Genomic DNA, 24,171 nt, shown 5'->3' on the forward strand with positions numbered 1-24,171 from the left:
ACTCGTCTTCCATCAGGAGGACGACTGATGTGCCTGTGTGACAGAATTTTTTTCTATCACGTTCAATTCTGACTTTAACAAATTGATATATAAAGGTATTCATATTAATAATAATGGCACTTAGTGCCACCAATCACAGTTATGTTACCTCTCGCCACGTTGCCGCATCCCTCCCGTCAATATATCCAAAAATACAGTTATCAAGACCAGAGCAGTCCTGATTACATTTCTACCATTTCTCACTCAGGCAGCACACCAGACATACGGAGTCACCCATGTCGGTTACACAGGAACCTCCTTTCAAATCCCGTTACGGTAACTATATCGGCGGTGAGTGGAAAGCGCCCGTAAAGGGCGAATACATGAAGAACATCTCGCCGGTGGATGGCCGCACACTGTGCGAAGTGCCGCAGTCCACGGCTGAAGATGTCGAACTGGCTCTGGATGCCGCGCACAAGGCGTTCAAGGGTTGGGCTCACACCTCCATCGCCGATCGCTCCAACATCCTCCTCAAGGCCGCCGATCGCATGGAGGCCAATCTTGAGCTTCTGGCGCGCGCCGAGACCTGGGATAACGGCAAGCCGATCCGTGAAACGACGCATGCCGACATTCCTCTGGCGATCGACCATTTCCGTTACTTCGCCGGCTGTATCCGCGCTCAGGAAGGCGGCATCACCGATATCAATGAAGATACGGTCGCCTATCACTTCCACGAGCCGCTTGGTGTGGTCGGCCAGATCATCCCCTGGAACTTCCCGCTGCTGATGGGCGCATGGAAGCTGGCTCCGGCACTGGCCGCAGGCAACTGTGTCGTCATGAAGCCCGCCGAGACGACACCGGCCAGCATGCTGGTGCTGATGGAACTCATCGGCGACCTGTTTCCGCCGGGAACGCTGAACATCGTCAACGGTCTGGGCCGTGATGTCGGTGCGGCGCTATCCAACAGCACCCGTATCGCCAAGATCGCCTTCACGGGCTCCACCCCGACCGGCAAGATGATCGCACACGCTGCCGCTGAAAACCTGATCCCGGCCACGCTGGAACTGGGCGGCAAGTCACCAAACATCTTCTTCGCCGATGTCATGGACCATGACGACGACTATCTCGACAAGGCGCTGGAAGGCTTCACCCTGTTCGCGCTCAATCAGGGCCAGATCTGCTCCTGCCCCAGCCGGGCGCTGATTCAGGAATCCATCTACGAGAAATTCATCGAACGCGTCATCCCCCGCGTGAAGGCCATCAAGCAGGGCAATCCGCTTGATCCCGAGACGATGATGGGCGCCCAGAACTCGCTGATGCAGCAGAACAAGATTCTGGAATATATCGACATTGGCCGTGATGAGGACAAAGCCCAGCTTCTGGTCGGCGGCGCCAAGCCTGATCTCGGCAACGCCTTCAAGGACGGTTTCTATGTCGAGCCGACCGTGTTCCGTGGCGACAGAAACATGCGTATCTTCCGCGAGGAAATCTTTGGCCCGGTTCTGGCGGTCACGACCTTCAAGGATGAAGCCGAGGCACTCGCCATCGCCAACGACACCGAGTTCGGACTGGGGTCAGGCGTCTGGTCGCGTAACGGCAACATCTGTCACCGCACCGCCAAGGGTCTTGAAGCCGGTCGCGTCTGGGTGAACTGCTATCATGTGTATCCAGCCGGCGCTGCATTCGGCGGTTATAAAAAGTCCGGCATCGGACGTGAAACTCACAAGATGGTTCTTGAACATTATCAGCAGACCAAGAACATTCTCACCAGCTACTCCGAGAAGAAGCTTGGTTTCTTCTGATACAACAGGGAGGAAGCGTGTCAGGGCGCTTCCTCTCCCCTATATCCTTTATCCGACGTTCCACAGCGAGTACAGGAAAGAACCATGAGCCAAAAATCCGAAATCCTGATCGTTGGCGGTGGCGTCGCAGGACTTGCACTGGCAACCCGTCTGGGTAATTCGCTCGGCAAACAGGGACAGGCGCGGATCACCCTGATCGACAAGAGCTTTTCGCATGTCTGGAAGCCGATGCTGCATTGTTTCGCAGCGGGCACGGCCCAGAACGAGAATGACCGCATCAGTTTCATGGCGCAGGCCAGTGAGCACCACTTCGAATTCTGGCCAGGCGAGGTCATCGGCATAGACCGGGATAAACGACAGGCTGTCCTCGGTCCACTCCGCAGTTCGGATGGAACGGTGGTTCTGGAAGGCCGCACCGTCGAATATGACGCGCTGATCCTGTCCATTGGCAGTTGCGCCAATGATTTCGGCACCCCCGGCGTCGCCGAACATTGCCTGTTCATCGACAATCTTGTCGAAGCCAACGGGTTCAACGAAAAATTCCGTATGGAGCTGCTGCGGGCCTATGCAGGCGACGGCGCGCTCGACATCGCCATTGTTGGTGGTGGCGCGACAGGCACCCAGCTCGCCGCCGAACTGCACAAGGCGCTGGAACTCGTTCGCCTGCACAGCTTCTCCCAGACACCCCCTGCCCTGAACATCACACTTCTGGAAGCCGGCCCGCGTATCCTGCCCGCCTTCCCGGAACAGGTTTCCGAGGCTGCCCAGAAAGAACTCGAACGCATCGGCGTGAAAGTCCGCACCTCGGCCATGGTGTCGGGAGCGGATGAAAACGGCTTCAGTCTGAAAGACGGCAGCCATGCGCCCGCTACCCTGCGTGTCTGGGCGGCAGGAGTGAAAGCTCCCGAAGTGACCAGCGGCTTCGGCGGACTGTCTCTCAGCCGCTCGGGCCAGATCCTGATCAATCCCAATCTGCAGACGGTCGATGATCCGGCCATCTTCGCCATGGGCGATTGCAGCTATATTGTGAACGACCCCCTGCCCCCGACTGCTCAGGTCGCCCGTCAGCAGGCGCATCATCTGGCCCGCCATCTGCCGGCATGGCTACGCGACAAGCGCGAAGTCCCGTCCTGCGTGTTCAACAACAAAGGCGCGATTGTCGCTCTCGGCAACTATAACGGCTGGGGTACCCTACCGGGCGGCACCGTCTTTGGCGGCGGCGTTTTCCACGGCCTGTCCGCCCGTCTCGGTCATCTCGCGCTCTATCGTCAGCATCAGATTGAACTGTACGGACTCACCCGTGGATTGATGTCCTGCTTCTCGGACTGGGTGGACTCCCTCGTCCGTCCGTCCGTCAGACTGGACTGACATCACCACAGGATGTTCCGCGCCGGGAAGCAGTCCTGTGCGGAACGCGCTACTTTCAGGCGTCTCTGAAGCAGGAGATCTGCAGGGCAAGCACGCGGCGGATAAGGGTCACCAGTCCGACGCGCCCCTTTACATTGATCCATTCATCAACAGCGGTCCGGAAAGCGGCAATCCCAGACCGCGCCGCCACCCTTGCCGCCAGCGTCCTGTCCTCGCTGGCCGGAAGGCGCTGCACCAGCACCGTGGTCAGGGTATCCTCCCAGCATGCATATTTATGCAGACTGACGGAACGAAGACCGGGGTCCCGTTCAATCAGGCGCACGAACGCGAGAGCCTCCTCACGGGTTTTGGCCATATGCGGAACAACAGCCTCCAGCGCGACCCGGATCACCTCCTGAGGAGACATCTCCGGCGGGCAGGCATGGACCCGTTCCGTCAGAACATCCGTCATCTGCTGCGTCCAGGCCGTAACCAGATCAGCCTTGGTCGGAAAATGCCGGAACAGGGTGCGACGGGAAATACCCGCAGCGGTGGCAATTTCGTCCGTTGTCGTTCTCTCGAACCCTTTCTCGGCCAACAGCCGCATCGCAGCCTCGATCAGGGCGTCCTGCGTCTGTCTTCTGCGTTCTTCACGACGCGACAGGGCCGGGACTTCAGCAGGAGTTCCGAGAAATAGGACAGAATCAGACAAAACACGACTTTCAGACAGAATCTATGGTGCAAAACACATCTTGCACTGTGCCGCCACATGGAGCGGCGACAGAATAGCGGAGAAAATTCCGGTCGTCAGCGGTGTAATTGATGGTCTGGCTTACGGGAGGAATGGGGACATCACAGCCCCACACTCGCTGGACATAGACTATTTTATTCTATTTTTTCTGTCCTGCACTCGCATTCTTCATGATATGCGGGTGAGAAGGCCGCTCTTTATGACCGTTTTTCTACTGACAGCAATGATGATCACTGCGCTTCAGAACGTTTGCGCAGTTCATCTTCCGGCGAGGTGACGAGAAGCGTGAAGATGCGCTGACGCTCGGGGCTCATGCGTCGCCCCCCCACCCATTCACGCAGTCGATCCAGAGTGCTCCAGTCGTTGGCGCGGGCGGCGTCTGTTGCAAGACGGATGGCCAGTTGCTGCTGATCAGCATTCAGTGCGCCGACTTCCGGCAGGTTTTTCGTGGCCAGTCGTCCAACCACAAGCACAGCGTCCGGCCATTTCCGCTGTTCTTCCAGAATGCGACCTTTCAGATCGAGAGCAGCATCACTTTCATCCTGCTCCAGAAGCTCGAATGCCTGGTCACGGCTTCCTTCACGAGCCAGCAGACCAGCGGTAATGACACGACGACGCGATGCCAGTGAAGCATCCGCCCCCGGATCCTGCGTCTCATCGAGCGCACGACGCGCCTGCCCAAGCCGCTGCGCATCAATGTCAGCCTGCGCCAGTTCAGCACCCAGCGCCGCGCGTTGTGAGTCGTCCGACGCAAGTGGCAGCGCACGCTCAAAGGCGATAGCCGCTTTCCCCGGCAATCCGAGTCCCTGCAGCTTACGGGCGAGGCCAGCCAGTATTTTCCCCTTCGCAGGGCCATCCGGGATCTGGTCCACGTGGCTTTCAATCATTGCGACCGCATCGATCAGTTCTGTCGATTTCGCGCTGCCTGCCTGAATATCTGTTGCCGCGAGATGCTCCAGGATCTGTTCGATCTGGGGCGCCAATGCGATACGATCTTCCGGGAACAGACGCATATCGTCATCGGCGGCGACGAGTGCGCCGGGCCAGTCGCCCGTTTGCATCAGCGCCGAGATCAGGCCGTGCCTGACCTCTTTCTCGGCTCCCGCCTGCCGTGCCGCGAAGAGAAGCTTTTCATAACCCGCAGCCGCCTCCGCTGGACGAATACGACCAGCGGCGAGCTTCATGCCCAGAGTCTGCTCGGCTGCCACAACAGCAATTTCCGGTCTTTTGTCAGAAGCAAGATGCGAGAACATCGCCAGCGCCTTGTCCTGATCCCCTGCCTTGAGTGTCATGAAAGCGCGAGCAAGATCAAAACGCCCATCAGCCGGTAACGGCTCCAGAACAGAACGATCTTCATCCGAACCATAGCGTGCAATGAATGTCGCGATTTCCGGCTGGATCTGTTTTTTCAAAGGCTCGGGATAGTTCTCCAGATTTGGAAAGCCCTGAGCCAGGAGTGTCGCAGCCTTGGCGGGATTGCCTCCGCTTCGGGCCATATAGAGGCCACGCCACAGCACACCGTCTGAACCTGCTTCAGGGTTTGCCAGGGCGGATGCGCCGTCCACATTACCAGAAATCAGTTCAGACGCTGCCTCCAGAAATGTCACGTTAGGCTGAAGAGCCAGTTCCGGATTGTCTTCGATAGCCGTCCCGAGAATCGCCCGCGCCTCCCGCGCATCGCCCATAGCGAACGCGGCTCTGGCTGCTGCCAGCCGCGCTTCGCCACGCGCCTCCGGAGGTTGCATGGCTGCCTGTGTCCAGCGACGGCGATAATCTTCCTTCAGCACAGCCGGATTGAGCGCACGAAGCCCCAGCCAGGACCAGTCCACCCGATCGTCAGCCACAGCACCTTCAGCCCCCGATGCGACAGGAATGCCATCCTTGCCAAGAACATCGAGAAAGGCGCCCCCGTTTCCTTTACGAACCTCGACCTGATCAGACTCAATGGCAAAAACCAGTCCCTGCATGGAAGGCCAGATTTCATAACCAAGTTTGTGGCGACGGAGCAGAGGTCCGGGACACTCTTCCACAGCGGTCGCCACAAGCAGACGGGCGCCAGACGCCGGATCGGAAATTTCAATCACCCGCCCCGGTTGCGGCATCGGGTAAAGGAGCCCTCCATCCTTGGCCTGTGGCGTAATGACAGCGTGACGACTCGTCTCATTTTCCGCTCTGACGGCGAGAATCCAGCCTCCCGGCTGTTTATGCATTTCGAGAGGAGTGACCTGGTCAAAATGAAATGCAGCAATCGTTGTATTGCCAACGGTCTGAACCGTCGCATTGGCAAACCGGCCAGTTCCCTGCAACGCGCTGGTGTCCATCTGCGTGGCGCGATCAGACACGATGATAAAATCGTTTCCACTCCAGAACGCGCCCACACCTGCGCCGTCTCCCAACGGCAGGAAAATCTTGCTGATGACTGCAGGCTTGCTTTCTTCCGGCTGTGATGATGCGGCCGTTTGGGCAGAAGAAACAGAGGACGTGTTTATTTTGGCAGGAGCACCCTCTGTCTGCTTTTTCGGGTCTGCGTCGGACTGTGTGCTGAACCGCTCTGATCGCCAGCCTTCAGGCAGACTGCCGGGGGGGGACACAGGCGGATGGGCTGCATCCGTTGCAGGCGGCGTCTGGGCAGGAGGAACGGCCTGTTTGGTGATCCGGTTTTTTCGCTTGCGAATGCGATGACTGACAGCCGGCTGCACGGATGTGGCATCGCCTGCATCAGCAGACTGCGCCGCCATATCACTATCATGCGGGACAGGCTGGCGTACTGTAGTGTGCGACTCTTCCGCATACGCGGACACAGGAAAAGTCAGGCACGTTGCAAGCCATAACGTCAAAGAAAATCTGATCCGCACGCCTTATTCCCGCTCCGCCGTGCTACTTCTCACAAAATTGAAGTCACAGCACATAATCCAGTTTTCAAACGATCTAGCCGTTTGTTCCAATCCGAACCACAGCCGACTTGCGCGGCACACCGGCAAGCAACTGAGTCGCCATCATCGCCCGTTCAGGCACCATTCCCGCGAGAATCGCAGACGCTTTTCTCGGGTTCATTTTTATCATCACTGGCACTACTACTTGAAAATCAAGCACATTGAAAATAGATGCGGCGTCACGCGGCGCCATTGCCTCATAAATCTTTACCAACCGATCAACATCAGCGTCACTTAATTGTTGCTTCTGTTTTACCTGATTTTTGACGACAGCCTGCTGTTCTGAATATTTCTGCATCCGCTGTTCCAAAACAGCCTGAGAGGCATCAATGCTTCTTTTTAACTCTTCGAGCTGCTGGCTCTCCTGATCAAGCTGCTTGGTACGACCCTCCAGATCCTGCAGCAACTCCTTTCGGGCATCATCCGCGCTATGAGCCACATCCAGTTCTGGCTGATTCTTCTGACCTATGCAGGTCATGCCTTCCGAGCACGGAGATTTCTCCGCATGATCCCTGTCAGGGTCAGGCTTTGATCCGGAAACAACCGCCCCTTCGGCAGTGACGGCTGCCGTTCCTGTTGCGCCAGCAATCTGTCCACTCCCCTGCTCTGCGACCGCCGCAGCCCCTTCAGGCGTATTGGCGAACAGGAGTGAACTCGTCAGAAGATACAGCTTCAGTGACAGCAGCCCCCCCATCAGGCAGGATGAGAGCTGAAAAATACGGGAAAAAGACAGCTTCGGCATTCGACTAGCTCATCCGTAACGCTCGGATCAAATCCTGTTCAGCCGCTGTCCTCTGACGCAGTCTCTGCTCATAAGGACGAACGCCTGGTGTTGGGCTGGCTGGCAGAGAAGGGAGGACTCCCCGCTCCGTATCCGCCCTGTGATCAGACACTACGTCCTCCACTGGAGAGATCTCAACCGTCGCTACGGTTTTTTCTTTTTCAGAAAATTTGTTTTCACGAATCAGCATTTCAAGACGTTCGGCGATGGCGTCAGCTCTTTCCGAAAGAGATTCAAGCTCACCCTGCAACATTTTGGACTGATCGATCATGCGGCTCAGCGAACGGCCACTAACATCTCCAGCCGTCCGCAATTTTTCGACACCATCTTCAGCACGTCGGCCGCTCTCGTCCAGACGCGCCACCAGATCAGCCAGTTCCCGGCGATCCCTGCGCAGCACAGCCAGAGCCCGCCCGAGATGGATACTGTAAAAAATTCCAAAACCAAGCAGAATGCAAAGCGCTATTTCAATCGTGTATTCAGATGCTGTCATAATATACTCTCCACATCAGGAGTAGGCTCCTTCCGGAGACTGAAACATTGTACGGACAACCAGAAGATCTTCTTCAATTTTCACAGCCATCTGTTCTTTTTTTCGACCAGATTTTCCGAGAAAAAGCGAAACTGATCCACAACGAAGATCGATCGGTGTTCCGATTTCCTGATCCAGAACCAGAACAGACCCTGGCTTCAGGTCAGAAATTTCAGAAAATTTCATTGTCTGCTCAGCAAGGACTGCATCAAGAACAATATCCGTATCCTGCAGATGGTCGATGAGGTTGGTTTCCCACACAGGATCCCGACCGAACTTCTCTCCCATGAACTGCTGGACCAGCAGTTCGCGTACCGGCTCAAGCGTGGCATAGGGCAGAATGACATCGATGTTTCCACCACGGTCATCCATTTCCACACGCATGCGCGCCATGAAAACCGCGTTGGAAGTACGGCAGATCGTTGCAAACCGTGCGCTCACTTCAAGACGTTCGAACTTGAAATTGACCGCACAGATCGGATCAAAACCCGAACTCAGGTCTTCCAGAACAATCCGCACCATCTTCTCGACAAGGGCACGCTCAATCGTGGTGTGAGCCCGCCCTTCCACATTTAGCGGACGCGGGTTTCTGGCGCCCCCGAGAAGCACATCCACCATGGAATAGGTCAGTGATGAATCAATCACCATCAACCCGTAATTTTCCCATTCCTCCGCCTTGAAGACAGCAAAAATGGACGATGTCCGCGCCGAGTTCAGATAATCGCCAAACCGCAGCGAACTGATTCCATCAAGAGAAACCTCCACATTATCGTTCGTGAAACTTCTCAGTGACGTGGACACAATCCGCATGAGGCGATCGAACACCACCTCAAGCATCGGCAGACGTTCATAGGCCACCAGACCTGCGCCGATGATCCGTTCCAGCCCGCTGACAGGCTCGGAAGCCTCACCTGACATGAGAACACTACCGAGCAGGTCATCGATTTCAGACTGGTCCAGGGGACGCTCGGGAACGTCTTCGCCACCAATATCCTGCCCCCCCTCAACGCCCGCCGCCGAGAAATCCTCTCTGCGGCTGTGCTCATTCAGAGCCGCAGTCGGTTCCGGACGCGGAATGGAAGAGTTTACTGTGTCCTGTGCGCCGCTCATTGAATCAGCAACTCCGTGAACAGAACGTCCCTCACTTCAATTGGAGCGAGTTGCACGGCGATACGGGCCAGCAGCGCCTCACGCAGACGATAGATCCCATTACCATTCAGATCAGCCTGCGAACTTTCATGCAGATAAGACTGAAAGATGTTCTGGATTTCTGGCATCTGCGACGTCACCTGCTGCACGGTGGCGCCTCTGACCTGCAATTTGGCAGTCAGCTTCACGAAAACAGGCCGACCGGATGAACTTTCGAGATTGGAGATCACCGTCGGAATATCAACGAGAAACGGTTCCTCCTGCACAACAGGCACGTTTTCCTTCACCGCATGCGCAGAATGCTGCTTGTAATACCAGCCACCACCACCGAGCAGTATTATGCCCAGCAAGGCGCCACCCAGCATCACAAGCTTCTTTTTACTCTTTTTGGGAGGCGATGCTTCAGCACCAGCCGTCTCAGCTTCTTCCGCCATCCGTTCCCCGAAACCGCGTAACCTCACCTCCGACAGGACACGTCTGCCCGCAGGCAGAGACGTATCCCTTCTTCATCAACAGAAGGCTCTGTCGATACAGTCGGCTATGGGATCAAGAGGTAAGGTGTGAGGCTTAAGAATCATCTAATTTCACGGGTGTGCGGGCCGTAAAAGAGGATTCCGACAAGAATCGGCGCAGCAGATGTCTTATGAGATCATGATGCTGCGCACTGTCTCTTTCATCCCGTCACAAAGGAGAGGAGGCTATCTGCCTGACACAGATCAAGACCAGAGCTTATGTGGAGATCCCCGCTCAGGAGCGGCTACAGGCATCTCTCGACGCAATAGCCCCGCACGCCGAAACATTCATCTGCACCGGGAAAGGCAAGCGGTCCTCATCGAACGGGTTTTATAACCAGTTCGTTAAGTGGTGCGAGAGGACATCGATTCCCAAGGATCTATCCCCGCACGGCCTGAAAAAAACCATCGCCATGCGGCTGGCTGAGGCTGGCTGCACGCCACATCAGATCGGGGTCATCACGGGGCACGAACCCTTGAAAGAAGTGGATCGATACACGAGGGCCGCGAACAAAACGCATCTTGCTGATGAGGGAATGCAGGCCCTGTCAAAAAAGAGGTCTTTCTAACCTCATTTTACAACCCGCCGAGAAATGGCTGATAGCCGCCATTTTCTTTATATGTTGGTGAGCCGGGTGGGACTCGAACCCACGACCATTCGATTAAAAGTCGAATGCTCTACCGGCTGAGCTACCGGCTCGCCACGGGCATTCGGGTAGCGATGGCTGCCGCTCATGTCAACAGCCATCGCGACAAAAACCTTAAATCAGGCTTCAGCAGACGCTGGACGCATCTTCAGAATCTTGTCCGGATCCTTGACTGTGCCGCCTGCGCCCGAGCCGCGCTTGATCTTGTCGACCAGATCCATACCTTCAATCACTTCACCAACGATGGTGTACTGGCCATCCAGATGCGGAGAAGGCTCGAACATGATGAAGAACTGGCTGTTGGCGCTGTCCGGATTCATGGTGCGCGCCATGCCGATCGTGCCGCGCTCGAACTTCGCCGCACGGGTAAACTCGGCCTTCAGATCCGGCAGCTTGCTACCGCTGGTGCCAGTGCCGGTCGGATCGCCACCCTGCGCCATGAAGCCTTCGATCACGCGGTGGAACGGCGTATTGTCGTAAAACCCTTCGGCGGACAGCGTACGAAGACGCTCGGCGGCCAGAGGAGCGAGGTCCGGACGCAGACGGATCACAACCCGTCCACTCGCCAGATCCATGTTCAGAATATCATTTTTGTCAGTCATGCGCCTATCCATTCAGGTACAGGAACCCGGCGCTCCACACAGACAGGAGCACCGGCTTCGAACGGCTTACGGCACAAAGCCGGAATCGCAAAGTTCCGGAATCAGCGTCCCAGACGCGCAGTCACCCGCACCGCAGCCCCCGGCGGCGTAAACTCGCTGATATCGCCGCCATAATGGGCGATCTCGCGCACCATCCGCGAGGAAATGAACTGCGTCCGCTCCGACGCCATCAGGAAAATCGTCTCGATTTCGGGCGCAAGCCGCCGATTGGCCCCAAGCATCTGCGCCTCATAGTCAAAATCGACCAGAAGCCGCAGCCCACGGACAATCATACTCGCGCCGGAACGCCGCACCGCATCCACCAGAAGCTCATTGAACGGCGTGACCACAATCTCGCAGTCGGATCGCTCCGCCAGCGGCGGCACCGCTTCCTCTATGGACGCGACACGCTCTTCAATCGACAGAAGCGGATTTTTACCTGCGTTCACCGCGACCCCGATCACCAGCCGGTCCACCAGCCGGGCCGCTCTCTCGATGACATCCAGATGCCCGAATGTCACAGGATCAAACGTACCCGGATAGAATCCGACCCGAGCGGGTCTGTCAGCCTTCATTACCCGTGCTTTCTCCATCCGCGCCAGCGTCGTCATCGCCGTCGGATGAGTCATCCTCCAGAACGGGGAACACGCTGGTCACTGCTTCCGTACCATCCAGACGCAGCAGCGTGACGCCGCTGGCCTGACGCGCCATGACTCGCACCTGATCGACCGGAACGCGAATCAAACGCCCGGCATCAGTGACAAGCATCACGTCAACACCGGAGAGAACGGGAAGCGTGGCCACAACTTCAAAGCCGCGCTTGCTGGAGGAGAATGTCATGTTGGCGATACCCTGACCGCCACGTCCACTGACGCGATAATCATAGGCCGATGAACGACGGCCGAAGCCACCATCGCTTACAGTGAGGAGGATTTCTTCAGCCGCTTCCAGTTCAGTGAAGCGCTCGGGTGTCAGCGCCGAACCATCCGGCAGCACAACCTCTTCCGCATCCACACCGGTCTCTTCGGCATCCGCCTCATCCGCAGCGTTTTCAGCGCGGCGCTTGGCGTTGGCGGCACGCAGATACAACTGCCGCTCCTCAACCGTCGCATCGACATGATTCAGCACGCAGAGGCTGATGACTTCGTCTCCATCCGCCAGACGGATGCCACGCACACCGGTCGAGCCACGACCCGCGAACACACGCAGAGTCTCGTCAGTGATCTGGAAGCGGATGCAACGCGCCTTGCGGGTGGCAAGGAACACGTCCTGACCCTCACGGCAGGTGGCCACGCCAATCAGACGATCTCCCTCATCCAGCTTCATGGCAATCAGGCCGGAAGACCGGATGTTCTGGAAGTCGCTGAGGCGGTTACGCCGTACGCCGCCGCTCGCCGTGGCGAACACAAGATGCAGCGCATCCCACAGTTCCTCGTCCTGCGGCAGCGGCAGAACCGCCGTGATCTCGTCGCCGCCGAGATCCGGCAGGAGGTTGACCAGCGCCCTGCCCTTCGCGGTCGGACTGGCTTCCGGCAGACGCCAGACCTTCTCACGGTAAGCCTTGCCGCCGGAGGAGAAGAACAGCACCCACTGATGGGTATGCGCGTTGAACGAACGCACCACGATATCATCGCCACGACGGCCAGCGGCCGTACGGCCACGACCGCCACGGTTCTGGGCGCGAAACACTTCAAGCGGCGTGCGCTTGATGAAGCCGTCGCGGGTAATGGTCACGACCATCAGGCCCGGCTCGATCAGGCTTTCGTCGTCCTGATCGCCAGCGTAATCTGAGATTTCGGTTGCGCGCGGTGTGGCGATTTCGGCGCGGGCCAGCAGCAGTTCCTCACGCATGACTTCCATGCGACGGATATGGCTGCCGATGATCTCCAGAAGTTCGTTGATCTTCACCGCCACTTCGGACAGTTCGTTCTGGATCTTCTCGCGCTCAAGGCCAGTGAGGCGCTGGAGACGCAGTTCCAGAATACCGCGGGCCTGCGCTTCGGTCAGGCGGACCTTACCATTGACGACGACATTGCCTTCGTCATGGATCAGCGCCAGCAGCGGCTCGACATCGGCGGCGTTCCACTCGGCGGCCATAAGCTGCTCGCGGGCCGTCGCAGCGTCCGGAGCCGCACGGATGATGCGGATCACCTCGTCGATATTGGCGACGGCGATCACCAGACCAACAAGAATATGTCCGCGATCACGCGCCTTGTTCAGGTCGAACCGGGCGCGGCGCATGATCACTTCCTCACGGAAAGCGATGAAGGCCGACAGCACGTCGCGCAGACCCATGAGCTGCGGTTGTCCGCCGTTCAGGGCCAGCATGTTCACGCCGAAGGAACTCTGGAGCTGCGTAAAGCGGTAGAGCTGGTTCAGCACGACTTCCGGCGTGGCGTCACGCTTGAGCTCGATCACCACGCGCATGCCGGAACGGTCGGATTCGTCACGGATGTCCGAGATGCCTTCGATATGACGATCGCTGGTCTTGTCACGCACCAGTTCGGCGATCTTCTCCTGAAGCGTCGCCTTGTTCACCTGATACGGAATTTCGGTGATGATGATCGCCTTGCGGTCCTTACGGATTTCCTCGAAATCCGCCTTCGCCCGTACGACAACCGAACCGCGTCCGGTGGCGAACGCGGAGCGGATGCCCGCGCGCCCGAGGATGGTGCCGCCAGTCGGGAAATCCGGACCGGGGATGATCTCCATCAGCTCTTCAAGTGTGATGTCCGGATTGGAGATCATCGCGAGTGTAGCGTCGATGACCTCGCCCGGATTGTGGGTCGGGATGTTGGTCGCCATGCCGACGGCGATGCCGGTCGCGCCGTTGACCAGCAGGTTCGGGAAGGACGCCGGCAGAACGGTCGGCTCGTTCTCGCTCTCATCATAATTCGGCTGGAAATCGACCGTGTCGCGATCAATGTCATCCAGCAGGAACGAGGCAGATTTGGCCAGACGCGCTTCGGTGTAACGCATGGCCGCCGGGCTATCGCCATCGACCGAGCCGAAATTGCCCTGTCCGTCGATCAGCTTCACGCGCATCGACCAATGCTGCGCCATGCGGACCATGGCGTCATAGATCGAGGAGTCGCCGTGCGGATGATATTTACCCATCACGTCACCGACCGCGCGGGCCGATTTACGGTAGGGCTTGTCCGCCGTGAACCCGCTCTCGCGCATGGCGTACAGAATACGGCGGTGAACAGGTTTCAGCCCGTCCCGCACATCCGGCAGCGCACGACTGACAATAACGGACATCGCGTAGGCAAGATAGGAAGAGCGCATCTCCTCCTCGATTGCAACCGGAACGAGGTCGGAGGGCGAAGCGGGCAGGTCTGAGTTCTCGGTCAAGGCTCTTCCGTCATGTCACGGCCTGCGCGGCCTGCTGTGAGTAAGGGTTATCGCTGATAGCACAGGGTGTGCTCCGCTGTAAGGGCGAAGGGAGCACTCACGCTCAGGGATAGGCGGCAGCACCAGTCCATCATCATGCGAGGGTCGTTCCGGCTAGCATGAACAACCTGCCCTGGCCGTCATCACCGGACCTATATTCCGTTAACTTCTTTACTGTAACTGAACAAAGAAAGCCGGAAAATTTTCTTGTTTTTCACGGCCTTCTGGCCGCCGCCTCATGGCGACGCAAATCCGGATGAAGCAAGAGCAGGCTACGATCCATGACAACCATCAGCAGCGGTCATTCAGCAACCAGCACTGCCGTAACAGCGGCTGATTCCCTGACCGTCGAAAATGGAGGGATCGCCACGACCCCAACGGTGAGTTCCGGAGGGTTTGCGGTCATTTCCGGAAGCGCCCTGTCCGCAACAGTATTGAGTGGAGGCTCCTTCCAGGTCGCAAACGGAGGCGTTGCGACCGCAACAACACTTTCAAGCGGCGGTTCTGAAGTTGTCAGCAGCGGGGGTATAGCCTCTGGCACGCAGATTCTATCGGGAGGACTGCTGGTTCTTTCCTCAGGAGGCGTCGGCGGCAGAACGACCCTCAGCGCTAATGGACAGGAGGTCATCTCTTCCGGCGGCGCTGAAAGTGGCGGAGCGATCACAGATGGTCTCATGACCGTCAGTTCCGGCGGCTCTGCCCTCAACATCACCCTGCAATCCGGAACAGGCCTTACGCAACTGAACGTTGAAAGTGGCGGAACAGTGTCTGGCGCTATCCTCGCAGACACCGCTGTTGCGTTCATCAGCGGGTCAGCGACCGGAACAATCGTCGATGATGGTGGTTTTCTCAGAATTTCTTCTGACGGAATAGCCAGCAATACGATTATCAGTGGTCCTGCAACCGTCATCAGCGGCGCTACGAGCGGACCCGGGCATCAGCAGGGTCTGATTGTCAGTTCAGGCGGTTCCGCCTGTGACACGACAGTCTATCACGAAATCATGGTCATCAGTTCGGGAGGCAACACCTCAGGCGTTACCCTGAATGGTGCCGCCATCATCGTGCATGGCACGGTTTATGAGCTGACCGCCAATCCCCAATACAACGGTTACAACGTCCGCATTGATGGTGGTATCGCTTCCGGTGTTCATACTTCCAATACTGTACGCGTTCTTGTTTACGATAATGGCGTCATTTATAATGACATCATTGAAAGCGGCGGCACGGAAGCCGTTGTCGGTGATGGCATGGCCGCAACTTCATATAATGCTGAAGTAAAATCAGGAGGTTTTCTTTCAGGATACAATATTACTTCCAATGGCGACGTCTCCGTCGTCTCCGTCACCGTTGACAAAGGCGGACTGCTGAAAATCACCACGAGCGCCATTGCAAGTAATACATTTGTCACCGGCAGCATGAGTGTGGATAGCAACGGGTCCGCCACGGACACACGGGTTCTGTCGGGTGGCCTGCTCACGATCGGCGACCCTTCATTCAGTGAAAACGCCATCGTCTCTTCTGGAGGAGAGATGATTCTCTCTTCAGGAGGCGTCGGCAGCAATACGCTGATTGAAAGCGCCGGTCAGGAAACGGTTTCTTCCGGCAGCCTCGAAAGTGGCGGCGTGGTCAGTGGGGGCTTACTGACCATCAGCTCTGGCGGCACAGGCAGCAGCATAACCCTTTCAAATGGTTCCAGTGTTATTGTCAGTGGCGGGCTGGAATCAGCAGTAACGGTGACTGGTGGCATACTGACCGTACAGGAAGGTGGTTCTGCCGCCACTGTTTCCATTGCATCCAATGGCAGCGCCGTTGTTTCTGGCGCGGTCAGCGATACGACCGTGTCTGGTGGTCACCTTACAATCGATGGCGCCACAGCCAGCTTGACAAACCTTACCCTGACCGGCGGTGGCCGGCTGGAACTGACAGACGGCGCAAGCGCCGCAGACCTGACATGGGGTAATGCTGGCGTCACCGTCAGCAGTGGCAGCATGATCACCAGCGCCACAGTCCAGTCAGCTGGCGCGTTGCTGGTTACCGAAAATGCTTCCGCTGTCAGTTCTCTTCTCGAGAGCGGCGCGGCAAGCGAACTGGCCGGACAGGCTTTCGCCACGACAATCCGAGCAGGCGCGTATCTGAACGTTACTTCCGGGGGTATCGCCAGCGACACAGTGGTTTCCAGTGGGGGGATGGAAACCGTCGGAAGCGGCAGTCTGGAATCCAGCGGCACCGTACTGTCGTTCGGTCTGATCGACATTACCAGCGGCGGCGTAGCATCCGCCCTCGTTCTCAATTCCGGCGCAGAGACGACCTACTACAACACCAGCGGTTATACACCCGATGGCTCTACTGTCGTCGATATGCACAACGGCGTCACTGCCAGCGGTCCCCTTGCTGTCACGGTGGAAAGTGGTGGAGTGCTCAATGGTGCGACAGTCGGAGACGCCTCCATCATCGTCTCATCAGGTGGTCGCGCCAGCAATGTCGTCATGTTGTCCGGCAGCGTGGGAGGCCCGGCTTACAGCCTGGGGGCCTATGGCACCATTACAGTCAGTGCTGGTGGATATCTTTCCGACGTCGTTGTCGGCAACTACGACTCTCTCAATGAACAGGGCACGGAAACCAATGTCACGATCGGCGGTGTTGGCGCCCTGAACGATTCCGCCGGAAGTTCCGGCGCAAGAACGCCTCTGGCGACCGAAGTCGTGGAAGGCGCGACAGCCCTTATTCAGAACGACACCGTCTCAAGCGGTGGCGTGCTTTATCTCGGCGATGGCTCCGCCACTGACACACTGATCGTGGATGGAGGCACATTCATGCTGGCCGGCGGAGCCGCCTCCGGTCTCACCGTCATCACAAGTGACGGCAATGCAGCCCTCAACTCTCTGGATGACGCACGCGCGATCTTTCTGGGTGGCGTGACGAGCGAGGTCACAGCTCATTATGGCACCCTGCGTATTTCAGGCAATGCTCAGGTTTTCGACATTGCTGTCGATTCAAAAAGCGACCTGCTGGTTGCGAAAAATGGCTGGGCAGAGTCCGGCAGCGCCTCCGGCAATACCTCTCTAACCATCATGGGCGGCGGAACCGTCACCGGCTTTACGATTGAAGACGGCAGCACCACCACCGTTTCATCCGGTGGCGCCCTCATGCGGACTTCTGTCGGGACGAACGCCGTGACGATGGTCACCAGTTCCGGCGCAACTGTTTCCGTAACACTGGCCAGCGGCGGGTCAGAGGTCCTTTCTGGCGGCATGGCAAGCGCCACTGTTGTTTCCTCCGGCGGCGATCTGGATGTCGCGTCGGGCGGCATTGACAGCGGTGCGACGCTTCTGGGCGGCACGGAGACCGTTTCCAGTGGCGGTCTGGCGTCAGCCGTAACCGTGTCCGACGGGCAGTTGACCGTGCAGGCGGGTGGGACAGTCTCCGGTGCTTCGATCCTCTCCGGTGGCAGCGCCATCGTTTCAGGCGCGCTCGCCGATGGTATGGTCTCCGGTGGAACCCTGATTCTTGATGGCGCCGAGGCCAGCCTCAACAGACTTGGCCTGGCAGATGGTGGGCAACTCGAACTGGTCAACGGCGCAACGACAACCAGCCTGATGTGGAGCGATGCGGATGTTACCATAAACAGTGGCAGCACAATCATCAGCGCCACAGTCAGTTCCGGCGGCGCGCTGAAGGTTTCTTCAGGAGGCGCAGGCAGCAATACGCAAGTCAGTGCAGGCGGAAAAGAAATTGTTTCTGCCGGAGGAATCGAAAGTGGCGGCACGGTCCATGGTGATCTGCTGCTCAGTGGTGCGGGGGCGCTGGGTCAGCAGATCAGCCTCGGTGATGGCGGCACGTTAGAAATCACAACAGATGCCATCGCCTCAGGAGTGATCAACAGCAACGGTTCGATCACCGTGGAGAATGGCTCTGAAATCCAGAATATCACCGCACAGAGTGGCGCCATAACAGTCACCGGCGCCAGTATGCTGTCGGGCGGCTCTCTCTCCGGAAACGCATCGCTGAGGCTTGCTGACGGGGCTCTTGGTCAGGATCTGATCCTGACGAGCGGCACAGTCACCAGCGTTACGGAGAATGCAGTCCTCACTTCCGCCCGGTTGTCATCCAATACCATCACCACGGTCATCTCGTCAGGGTCCGCTCATGATCTGACAGTCTCAGGAGGACAGGTCCTCATTTCGGGAGGCGGTCTTCTCATCACCGCCACGGTCGCTGACAGCGGCGATGTCCACATTTATGGTGGACAGGTCTCCAGCGTTACACTTTCAAATGGCACACTGGAAATCGATGCTGACGGCTATGCCGTCAATACCGAAGTTCTGTCGGGCGGCCTACTCGCAGTCGGTGATCCGTCCATCAGTGAAAACGCCGTTGTCTCCTCTGGCGGTGTGATGACCGTCTCCTCGGGAGGAATCGGTAGTAATACACTGGTGGAATCCGGTGGTCAGGAAACAGTTTTTTCCGGAAGCCTCGAAAGCGGTGGCACGGTCAGTGGTGGATTGCTGACCGTCAGCTCCGGCGGTTCGGCCGTCAGCGTGACGCTGGCCACCGATACAGCCTCCCCTTCCACTCTTGTCGTGGCCAGTGGAGGCACCGCCAGTTCCACACTAATTGCAGACCAGAGCATCGCTTTTGTTTCCGGCTCAACAATATCAGACAGGATCAGCGGCCCGAACGCGCAGGAGATCGTCTCATCCGGCGGCAGCGCCTCTTACACCATCATCGAGGGTGGCGGCACGCTCACCGTTCTCGATAATGCGCAGGTCTCCACTGTCACAGTGGACAATGGCACGCTCTCCCTGAGTGGAGCACACGCATCTGCCCATGCTGTGACACTGGCCTCAACCGGTCATGCCGTCCTTGCCGACGATGCCATTCTCAGCGGCTCCACTTACAACGCCGGAACGATAACGGTACAGAGCGGCGGTACGTTAGAAAGCGCCACCCTCACTGGAACCGCGCTCGCCACTGCAAACATGGGTGGCACCGTTTCCGCCGTGACGCTCCTGTCCGGCACGCGCCTCACCGTCAGTTCGGGAGGCAGCGGACTGGGAACAACCGTTAGTTCCGGCGCCGTCCTGCGAGCCGAGGCAAATGCCACTGTCGATGACACGACCATCAGCAGCGGCGCGCTTCTGCAAATCAGCACAGCCGCAACCAGCCATGATACCGATCTGACATCGGGCGGTTCCATCGAGCTGCTGGACACATCCTGGTCAGACACAGACACTGTCAGTTTCTCGAATAATATTCTGACGATTGACGATAACGGCACGCAGATCACCATCAATCTGTCCGCGGCTGATGATGTCTATCTCACCCGGGACTTTGTTCTGTCACAGGCGGATACGGACCCCCTGTACGCCAACAGCAATGATATTCTCATAACGCTATCACCCGTGGCCTGCTTCTGCCGGGGCACTCTGATTGAAACAGAGTTCGGACCGATGCTGATTGAAAACATCATGGAAGGAACACGCATTCTCACTCCTGATGGCGGCATGACAGCGCTCCAGTGGAAAGCCGTCAGACGATACACCCCCCGACAGATAATTCTCGGAGCAGGATTACGCCCCCTGCTCATCAAGGCTCATGCGCTGGGAGATGGCCTTCCCCGCCGGGATCTGCGTGTTTCACAACTCCACATGCTCTATATTGACGACGTGTTTATCCCGGCAGCGGCGCTGATCAATGATCGCACCATCTTCATTGAACAAAATGGTACCGCAGTAGATTATTATCATCTCGACATTGGTCCCCAGAACATCATTTTTGCTGAAGGCGTGGCGACCGAATCCCTGACAGATGACGATGGCTCACGACGTGGTTTCGACAATTATGACCAACGCGTCGCGGCCCTGCCATCTTCCGCAGATGTCCTCATGACAGCGCCCCTGATAAGGGAAGGTGAAATCATCACCACGCTTCAGGAGCGCTATGCCCGGCGTGCCGCCATCCTTGGCGTACCGTTCCGGCAGGAACGTGAAGACAGTCTTCTCCTTTTCTGACACGCTGTTTTCACAATGCTGAAGCGGCGATAAAAATATTTACGACGTTACTGGCCTTGCCGGAAAAGCCAGCCGGACGGAACCATCCCCTTTCTCCAGGTGAACGCTTCCGCAACAGGATTTTCCAAAATATCCCGCTCAGCGTCTTGCCGCCGAAGTCGACACATGTTCACTCTTGTAACGCTGTGGCTCGACAGCCTTTGCATTATGCGGCAGCACCGGTGCGTCCGGCGCTGTATGTGGCGTCAGCAATGACTGGTAAGGTCCCCCGATCCGCTCTGGGCGGGAAGACCGTGTACTGCTTTTTTCCAGAGAGGCAGAGGGCATCGTCTGAACAGATCCTCGCGAGATGGCTCGTGCTGATGGGCCACTCTGGCGATATCCGGCTGTTCGACTGGCGGTTGACGCCGCACGCCCATTATAGCGGCTCTGCGCATTGGCTACGTCAGAATGAAACATCACACCCAAAATCAGAATAAATCCTGAAAACAGCAATCCAGAATAGCCTTTTTTCAGGATACGTTCATCCGCCATGACATTCCGCCTTCTCTTTAAATCCTTGCAGACGACGTAATCATACAATCACTTCATTACAAGCCACACCCTGAACAAGGCCGGATGCTCCCGTCAGGTTTTTCCGTCATGGAACGACCTGACGCGGAGAGGGCGTCTGTGATCGCACATCCCGCAAGATGAAGGGTTTCCATAAGCCGAGATTGAAGCTGTCATCCCAAGAAAAGTAACCGCCGGAATCCTATAGCTCATGACAGAACCAAATATCGCTGGCGAAATCTCGTCGAGCGCCTGTTCAACAAACTCAAGAACAGGCGACGCGTGACCCTGCCCCGAACATGCCCACGGATTTAAGTTAGGGTCTGTGCTTTGCTATATGCCTTGGTGGCGTGTTGAGCGAAAGCCTCTGGGGTCATGTCCTTGAGGCTGGTGTGGGGCCTGACGGTGTTGTAGTCGGCCCGCCAGGCGCTACTTTTACGCATGGCGTGATGCCGGACTGTTCGAAGCGATGAACACGGTACTGGTCATGAACCTGCGGGAGATCGAAGGGCGTGAGGCCTCCCCGAGCGCGGGCGTGATTGATAGCCAGTCGGTGAAAACCACGGAAAGTGGGGAATTTGCGGTTATGACGCTGGAAAGAAGGTCAAAGGTCGCAAGCGCCATATTCTGACGGATACCTGCGGCTTCCTGATCTTCCCCCTTGTTCATGCCGCTGACATTCAGGATCGTAACGGGGCTGTCGATGTCCTGGCGGCAATACGCAGACACTTTCCATGGCTTCGCCACATCTTCGCCGATGGCGGCTATGCCGGTAATAAACTGCGATCCGAACCTGGCAATTGTCCAGAATACTGTTGTTCGGCCCGTATGCCTTCTCGATCTGGTTGAGACTCTGGGCGATCAAGAAGGCCCGGATCCGGTAACCTGTCATGAACGCCAGAGCACTTTCGAAGAAATCCAGCCGCCCGAAAGCCGGAAATTCATCAAGCATGAGAAGCAGGTTGCGCCGGGTGGCTGCCGCCTCCAGATCTTCCGTCAGACGGCGTCCAATCTGGTTGAGCATCAGCCGGATCAGCGGCTTGGTGCGGCTGATGTCCGAGGGCGGCACGACGAAATAAAGCGAGACCGGCGAGCGCCGGATCGACGTGATCGAATTCCTCGACATCACAACCGCTATCGGACTCGATGCCGCTGACATTCTTGCCAGTCTTATGGAAGATCACTGAATCAGTTCGGCCTCATTCAGGCGCTATTCCGAACTATCGTCCCCATCGGGATCTCGCAGCCAGCCCGGAATATCCTGATGGGCGTGCAGAACACGCCAGACATCCAGATGGTCCTCACGCTCGACGTAGAAAACCACGAACGGCCAGTTCCGAAGAGTGAGCGCACGAAGCCCCGGAAGATCGAGTTCATACCCGCAACGCGGCGAACCGATGCCGGGATATTGCCCGATCAGGGTCATCCCCTCTTCGAGCGCGCCGACAAAACGGTCGGCCACAGCACCACCAGCTTTCCCGACATAATCGTCAATGATCCGATCGATATCCCGCTCGGCCTGCTCGCGCAGTACCGCGCGTCTGGTCGTCATGATGATCAGGCGCCGCGCACACGCGATCGCAGGCGTTCGAAATATGTGGCATCAGCCGTGGAGCCCGTTGCGGATCGGCCGCCTTCAAGCAACATGCCACGCAGACGCTGCCTGTCCTGGTCCTTGCGGATCAACTCGCGCACATACTCGCTACTGGTGCCAAAGCCACGGCCGGCAACCTGCTGGTCAACGAAGCTTTTCAGGGCTTCTGGCAGAGAGATGTTCATGGTGCTCATGGGGGCAGAATACTCGCTTATGGCAAAAATTGGCAACATGATTCACGCCTGCCTGCGTCACAATCCGAGCCCCCGTTGCCGTCCGAGCTGCCAGTCCATGGTGCCCGCGCGCATGACACCGGCAATCTCCTGTCCGATCCGGTTCTCGATGACAGGCTTCCAGGGCACCAGCACGAACTCAACGTCCCGTTTCCCGGTTCGCGAAGAGAAAAGCTCGTTTCCCCGTCCCGTTCGGCATCGGTTCGGCCACCGCGCGCATGATCGCCATTCCGTCCTGGCTGACGACAAAAACAGCGGCGGCGGCGCAGCCGACACCTTCCGTTCGCGTCGCGAAGCGCGCGCGTTGTGGACCGGGCCGGGAGACTCAATCCGCGCGGATCGGGAACAGGCCATTTTCCGATCCGCAAGGACTTTTCCCGCATCGTCGCATCCCGGCGAACGGCAGGGAAAAAATACTTGCCCGGTGCGGACCGGGCCTTCACCATGCTGGACGAAGATCGCGGGAGTCGAACGATACCGGGCGGTTCTGGCGGGATGGAATCTTCGGCCAACAGTGACCCGAACCCGGATCGGACATGGATTTTCTGGCAATGCCTCCCAGTATGTAGTAATGTTCCTACATTGCAGTCGGGAGACCGGACATGAGCATCACCACGCTTTCAAGCCGCGAGTTCAACCAGGACACCAGCCGGGCCAAGAAGGCGGCGGCCGAGGGGCCGGTGTTCATCACCGACAGGGGGCGCACGGCCCATGTCCTGCTCAGCATTGAGGAATACCGCCGTCTGACGCACCATCCGCGCAAGATCGCGGACGCCCTGGCGATGCCGGACGCGGCGGACATCGCATTCGATCCGCCTCGTACCAATATCACGCTCCGCCCGGCCGACTTTTCCTGATGTTCCTGCTGGACACGAACGTCGTTTCAGAACTGAGAAAAATCCGCGCCGGAAAGGCCGACCCGAATGTGGCGCACTGGGCCGACAGCGTGGAAGCGAACGATCTGTATCTCTCCGCCATCACCGTCATGGAACTGGAAACCGGCATCCTGCGCGTGGAGCGTCGCGACAGAGCCTCCGGCACGATCCTGCGGACCTGGCTGGAACAGCATGTCCTTCCCGCATTCGAAGGGCGTATTTTTCCCGTCGATACGTCGGTGGCCCTGCGCTGCGCCCGGCTCCATGTCCCCGATCCCCGTTCGGAACGCGATGCGCTCATCGCCGCGACCGCGCTGGTCCATGGCAAGACGGTCGTGACCCGCAACGTCGCGGATTTCCTGCCATGCGGCGTCCCCCTGCTCAACCCGTGGGAACCCCAGCCGGACTGACAGGAGTGCCGGTTCACAAACCCAGCCCC

Annotated in this window: 20 protein-coding genes, 1 tRNA gene and 4 pseudogenes; 9 read left to right on the plus strand and 16 right to left on the minus strand. The window is 57.8% G+C overall.

Annotated features, from left to right (window positions below; genetic code table 11):
- Positions 1-275: 275 nt before the first annotated feature.
- Entirely contained in the window at positions 276-1,781 is a 1,506-nt protein-coding gene (locus tag A0U92_RS12485) for an aldehyde dehydrogenase family protein (protein WP_077813506.1), read from the plus strand.
- Positions 1,782-1,865: 84 nt separating this feature from the next.
- Positions 1,866-3,149, plus strand: a complete 1,284-nt coding sequence (locus tag A0U92_RS12490; RefSeq protein WP_077813507.1) for an NAD(P)/FAD-dependent oxidoreductase — start codon at positions 1,866-1,868, stop codon at positions 3,147-3,149.
- A gap of 55 nt (positions 3,150-3,204) precedes the next feature.
- Here A0U92_RS12490 and A0U92_RS12495 read toward each other — a convergent pair whose 3' ends face one another.
- From A0U92_RS12495 to A0U92_RS12520, 6 genes are all read right to left on the minus strand, one after another.
- Complete coding sequence (locus A0U92_RS12495) at positions 3,205-3,840, minus strand: TetR/AcrR family transcriptional regulator (RefSeq protein WP_236748130.1); 636 nt, start codon at positions 3,838-3,840, stop codon at positions 3,205-3,207.
- A gap of 269 nt (positions 3,841-4,109) precedes the next feature.
- Positions 4,110-6,617 (minus strand): tetratricopeptide repeat protein, encoded by a 2,508-nt coding sequence (locus A0U92_RS12500; protein WP_236748131.1) that lies wholly within the window; start codon positions 6,615-6,617, stop codon positions 4,110-4,112.
- A gap of 190 nt (positions 6,618-6,807) precedes the next feature.
- A complete protein-coding gene (locus A0U92_RS12505) occupies positions 6,808-7,506 on the minus strand; it encodes a MotE family protein (protein WP_236748132.1) in 699 nt (232 codons plus the stop codon).
- A 52-nt stretch (positions 7,507-7,558) separates the two neighbouring features.
- Positions 7,559-8,086 (minus strand): DUF6468 domain-containing protein, encoded by a 528-nt coding sequence (locus A0U92_RS12510; protein WP_077813509.1) that lies wholly within the window; start codon positions 8,084-8,086, stop codon positions 7,559-7,561.
- A gap of 15 nt (positions 8,087-8,101) precedes the next feature.
- Entirely contained in the window at positions 8,102-9,235 is a 1,134-nt protein-coding gene (fliM, locus tag A0U92_RS12515; protein WP_077813510.1) for a flagellar motor switch protein FliM, read from the minus strand.
- Entirely contained in the window at positions 9,232-9,708 is a 477-nt protein-coding gene (locus tag A0U92_RS12520; protein WP_077813511.1) for a flagellar basal body-associated FliL family protein, read from the minus strand. The genes fliM and A0U92_RS12520 overlap by 4 nt, the downstream gene beginning before the upstream one ends.
- Before the next feature lie 230 nt (positions 9,709-9,938).
- Between A0U92_RS12520 and A0U92_RS18650 the strand changes: the two genes are divergently transcribed.
- The gene (locus tag A0U92_RS18650) at positions 9,939-10,355 is read left to right on the plus strand and encodes a tyrosine-type recombinase/integrase (protein ID WP_077813512.1); all 417 of its coding nucleotides are present in this window, start codon (positions 9,939-9,941) and stop codon (positions 10,353-10,355) included.
- A 55-nt stretch (positions 10,356-10,410) separates the two neighbouring features.
- Here the strand turns inward: A0U92_RS18650 and A0U92_RS12530 are convergent.
- From A0U92_RS12530 to gyrA, 4 genes are all read right to left on the minus strand, one after another.
- Positions 10,411-10,486: transfer RNA gene (locus A0U92_RS12530), tRNA-Lys, on the minus strand.
- Between the two features lie 66 nt (positions 10,487-10,552).
- Positions 10,553-11,035 (minus strand): peptidylprolyl isomerase, encoded by a 483-nt coding sequence (locus tag A0U92_RS12535; protein WP_077813513.1) that lies wholly within the window; start codon positions 11,033-11,035, stop codon positions 10,553-10,555.
- 101 nt (positions 11,036-11,136) lie between these two features.
- Positions 11,137-11,649, minus strand: coding sequence for a pantetheine-phosphate adenylyltransferase (gene coaD / locus A0U92_RS12540; RefSeq protein WP_077813514.1), 513 nt, complete (start codon positions 11,647-11,649; stop codon positions 11,137-11,139).
- Entirely contained in the window at positions 11,639-14,428 is a 2,790-nt protein-coding gene (gyrA, locus tag A0U92_RS12545; RefSeq protein WP_077813516.1) for a DNA gyrase subunit A, read from the minus strand. The genes coaD and gyrA overlap by 11 nt, the downstream gene beginning before the upstream one ends.
- 320 nt (positions 14,429-14,748) lie before the next feature.
- Here gyrA and A0U92_RS12550 point away from each other — a divergent pair, with 320 nt between their 5' ends.
- Positions 14,749-20,478, plus strand: a complete 5,730-nt coding sequence (locus tag A0U92_RS12550; protein WP_077813518.1) for a Hint domain-containing protein — start codon at positions 14,749-14,751, stop codon at positions 20,476-20,478.
- 138 nt (positions 20,479-20,616) lie between these two features.
- Here A0U92_RS12550 and A0U92_RS12555 read toward each other — a convergent pair whose 3' ends face one another.
- Entirely contained in the window at positions 20,617-21,012 is a 396-nt protein-coding gene (locus A0U92_RS12555; RefSeq protein WP_077813519.1) for a hypothetical protein, read from the minus strand.
- 225 nt (positions 21,013-21,237) lie between these two features.
- On the opposite strand from A0U92_RS12555, the pseudogene A0U92_RS18330 reads away from it, so the two are divergent.
- Positions 21,238-21,315 (plus strand): annotated as a pseudogene (locus A0U92_RS18330) (IS5/IS1182 family transposase); the annotation flags it as partial.
- Positions 21,316-21,341: 26 nt separating this feature from the next.
- Here the strand turns inward: A0U92_RS18330 and A0U92_RS12560 are convergent.
- A pseudogene (locus A0U92_RS12560) lies at positions 21,342-21,458 on the minus strand (integrase core domain-containing protein); the annotation flags it as partial.
- Between A0U92_RS12560 and A0U92_RS12565 the strand changes: the two are divergent.
- Positions 21,455-21,816: pseudogene (locus A0U92_RS12565) on the plus strand (transposase); the annotation flags it as partial. The pseudogenes A0U92_RS12560 and A0U92_RS12565 overlap by 4 nt on opposite strands.
- Here A0U92_RS12565 and A0U92_RS12570 read toward each other — a convergent pair.
- From A0U92_RS12570 to A0U92_RS18450, 4 genes and pseudogenes are all read right to left on the minus strand, one after another.
- Positions 21,764-22,120: pseudogene (locus A0U92_RS12570) on the minus strand (type IV secretory system conjugative DNA transfer family protein); the annotation flags it as partial. The pseudogenes A0U92_RS12565 and A0U92_RS12570 sit on opposite strands and share 53 nt — an antisense overlap.
- Positions 22,121-22,240: 120 nt before the next feature.
- On the minus strand, positions 22,241-22,582 hold the full coding sequence (locus A0U92_RS12575; RefSeq protein ID WP_077813522.1) for a type II toxin-antitoxin system RelE/ParE family toxin: 342 nt from the start codon (positions 22,580-22,582) through the stop codon (positions 22,241-22,243).
- 5 nt (positions 22,583-22,587) lie between these two features.
- Entirely contained in the window at positions 22,588-22,809 is a 222-nt protein-coding gene (locus A0U92_RS12580; RefSeq protein ID WP_222927821.1) for a ribbon-helix-helix domain-containing protein, read from the minus strand.
- Between the two features lie 66 nt (positions 22,810-22,875).
- On the minus strand, positions 22,876-23,133 hold the full coding sequence (locus tag A0U92_RS18450; RefSeq protein ID WP_257788167.1) for a DUF3363 domain-containing protein: 258 nt from the start codon (positions 23,131-23,133) through the stop codon (positions 22,876-22,878).
- Here A0U92_RS18450 and A0U92_RS18340 point away from each other — a divergent pair.
- The 3 genes from A0U92_RS18340 (at position 23,076) to A0U92_RS12595 (ending at position 24,142) form a co-directional block, all read left to right on the plus strand.
- The gene (locus A0U92_RS18340) at positions 23,076-23,375 is read left to right on the plus strand and encodes a hypothetical protein (protein ID WP_236748134.1); all 300 of its coding nucleotides are present in this window, start codon (positions 23,076-23,078) and stop codon (positions 23,373-23,375) included. The two genes, A0U92_RS18450 and A0U92_RS18340, sit on opposite strands and share 58 nt — an antisense overlap.
- 84 nt (positions 23,376-23,459) lie before the next feature.
- Positions 23,460-23,714 (plus strand): type II toxin-antitoxin system Phd/YefM family antitoxin, encoded by a 255-nt coding sequence (locus A0U92_RS12590; RefSeq protein ID WP_077813525.1) that lies wholly within the window; start codon positions 23,460-23,462, stop codon positions 23,712-23,714.
- Positions 23,714-24,142: a type II toxin-antitoxin system VapC family toxin gene (locus A0U92_RS12595; RefSeq protein WP_077813526.1), complete on the plus strand. Its 429-nt coding sequence runs from the start codon at positions 23,714-23,716 to the stop codon at positions 24,140-24,142. Before A0U92_RS12590 ends, A0U92_RS12595 begins: the two co-directional genes overlap by 1 nt.
- Positions 24,143-24,171: the final 29 nt, after the last annotated feature.

Source organism: Acetobacter aceti (assembly GCF_002005445.1).
GTDB lineage: Bacteria > Pseudomonadota > Alphaproteobacteria > Acetobacterales > Acetobacteraceae > Acetobacter > Acetobacter aceti_B.

Coding starts and splice junctions, on each gene's coding strand:
- A0U92_RS12485 (WP_077813506.1), top strand. CDS start 276: ATGTCGGTTACACAGGAACCTCCTTTCAAATCCCGTTACGGTAACTAT.
- A0U92_RS12490 (WP_077813507.1), top strand. CDS start 1,866: ATGAGCCAAAAATCCGAAATCCTGATCGTTGGCGGTGGCGTCGCAGGA.
- A0U92_RS12500 (WP_236748131.1), bottom strand. CDS start 6,617: ATGGCGGCGCAGTCTGCTGATGCAGGCGATGCCACATCCGTGCAGCCG.
- A0U92_RS12505 (WP_236748132.1), bottom strand. CDS start 7,506: ATGGGGGGGCTGCTGTCACTGAAGCTGTATCTTCTGACGAGTTCACTC.
- A0U92_RS12510 (WP_077813509.1), bottom strand. CDS start 8,086: ATGACAGCATCTGAATACACGATTGAAATAGCGCTTTGCATTCTGCTT.
- fliM (WP_077813510.1), bottom strand. CDS start 9,235: ATGAGCGGCGCACAGGACACAGTAAACTCTTCCATTCCGCGTCCGGAA.
- A0U92_RS12520 (WP_077813511.1), bottom strand. CDS start 9,708: ATGGCGGAAGAAGCTGAGACGGCTGGTGCTGAAGCATCGCCTCCCAAA.
- A0U92_RS12535 (WP_077813513.1), bottom strand. CDS start 11,035: ATGACTGACAAAAATGATATTCTGAACATGGATCTGGCGAGTGGACGG.
- coaD (WP_077813514.1), bottom strand. CDS start 11,649: ATGAAGGCTGACAGACCCGCTCGGGTCGGATTCTATCCGGGTACGTTT.
- A0U92_RS12550 (WP_077813518.1), top strand. CDS start 14,749: ATGACAACCATCAGCAGCGGTCATTCAGCAACCAGCACTGCCGTAACA.
- A0U92_RS12555 (WP_077813519.1), bottom strand. CDS start 21,012: ATGGCGGATGAACGTATCCTGAAAAAAGGCTATTCTGGATTGCTGTTT.
- A0U92_RS12575 (WP_077813522.1), bottom strand. CDS start 22,582: ATGACGACCAGACGCGCGGTACTGCGCGAGCAGGCCGAGCGGGATATC.
- A0U92_RS12580 (WP_222927821.1), bottom strand. CDS start 22,809: ATGAACATCTCTCTGCCAGAAGCCCTGAAAAGCTTCGTTGACCAGCAG.
- A0U92_RS18340 (WP_236748134.1), top strand. CDS start 23,076: ATGATCGCCATTCCGTCCTGGCTGACGACAAAAACAGCGGCGGCGGCG.
- A0U92_RS12590 (WP_077813525.1), top strand. CDS start 23,460: ATGAGCATCACCACGCTTTCAAGCCGCGAGTTCAACCAGGACACCAGC.
- A0U92_RS12595 (WP_077813526.1), top strand. CDS start 23,714: ATGTTCCTGCTGGACACGAACGTCGTTTCAGAACTGAGAAAAATCCGC.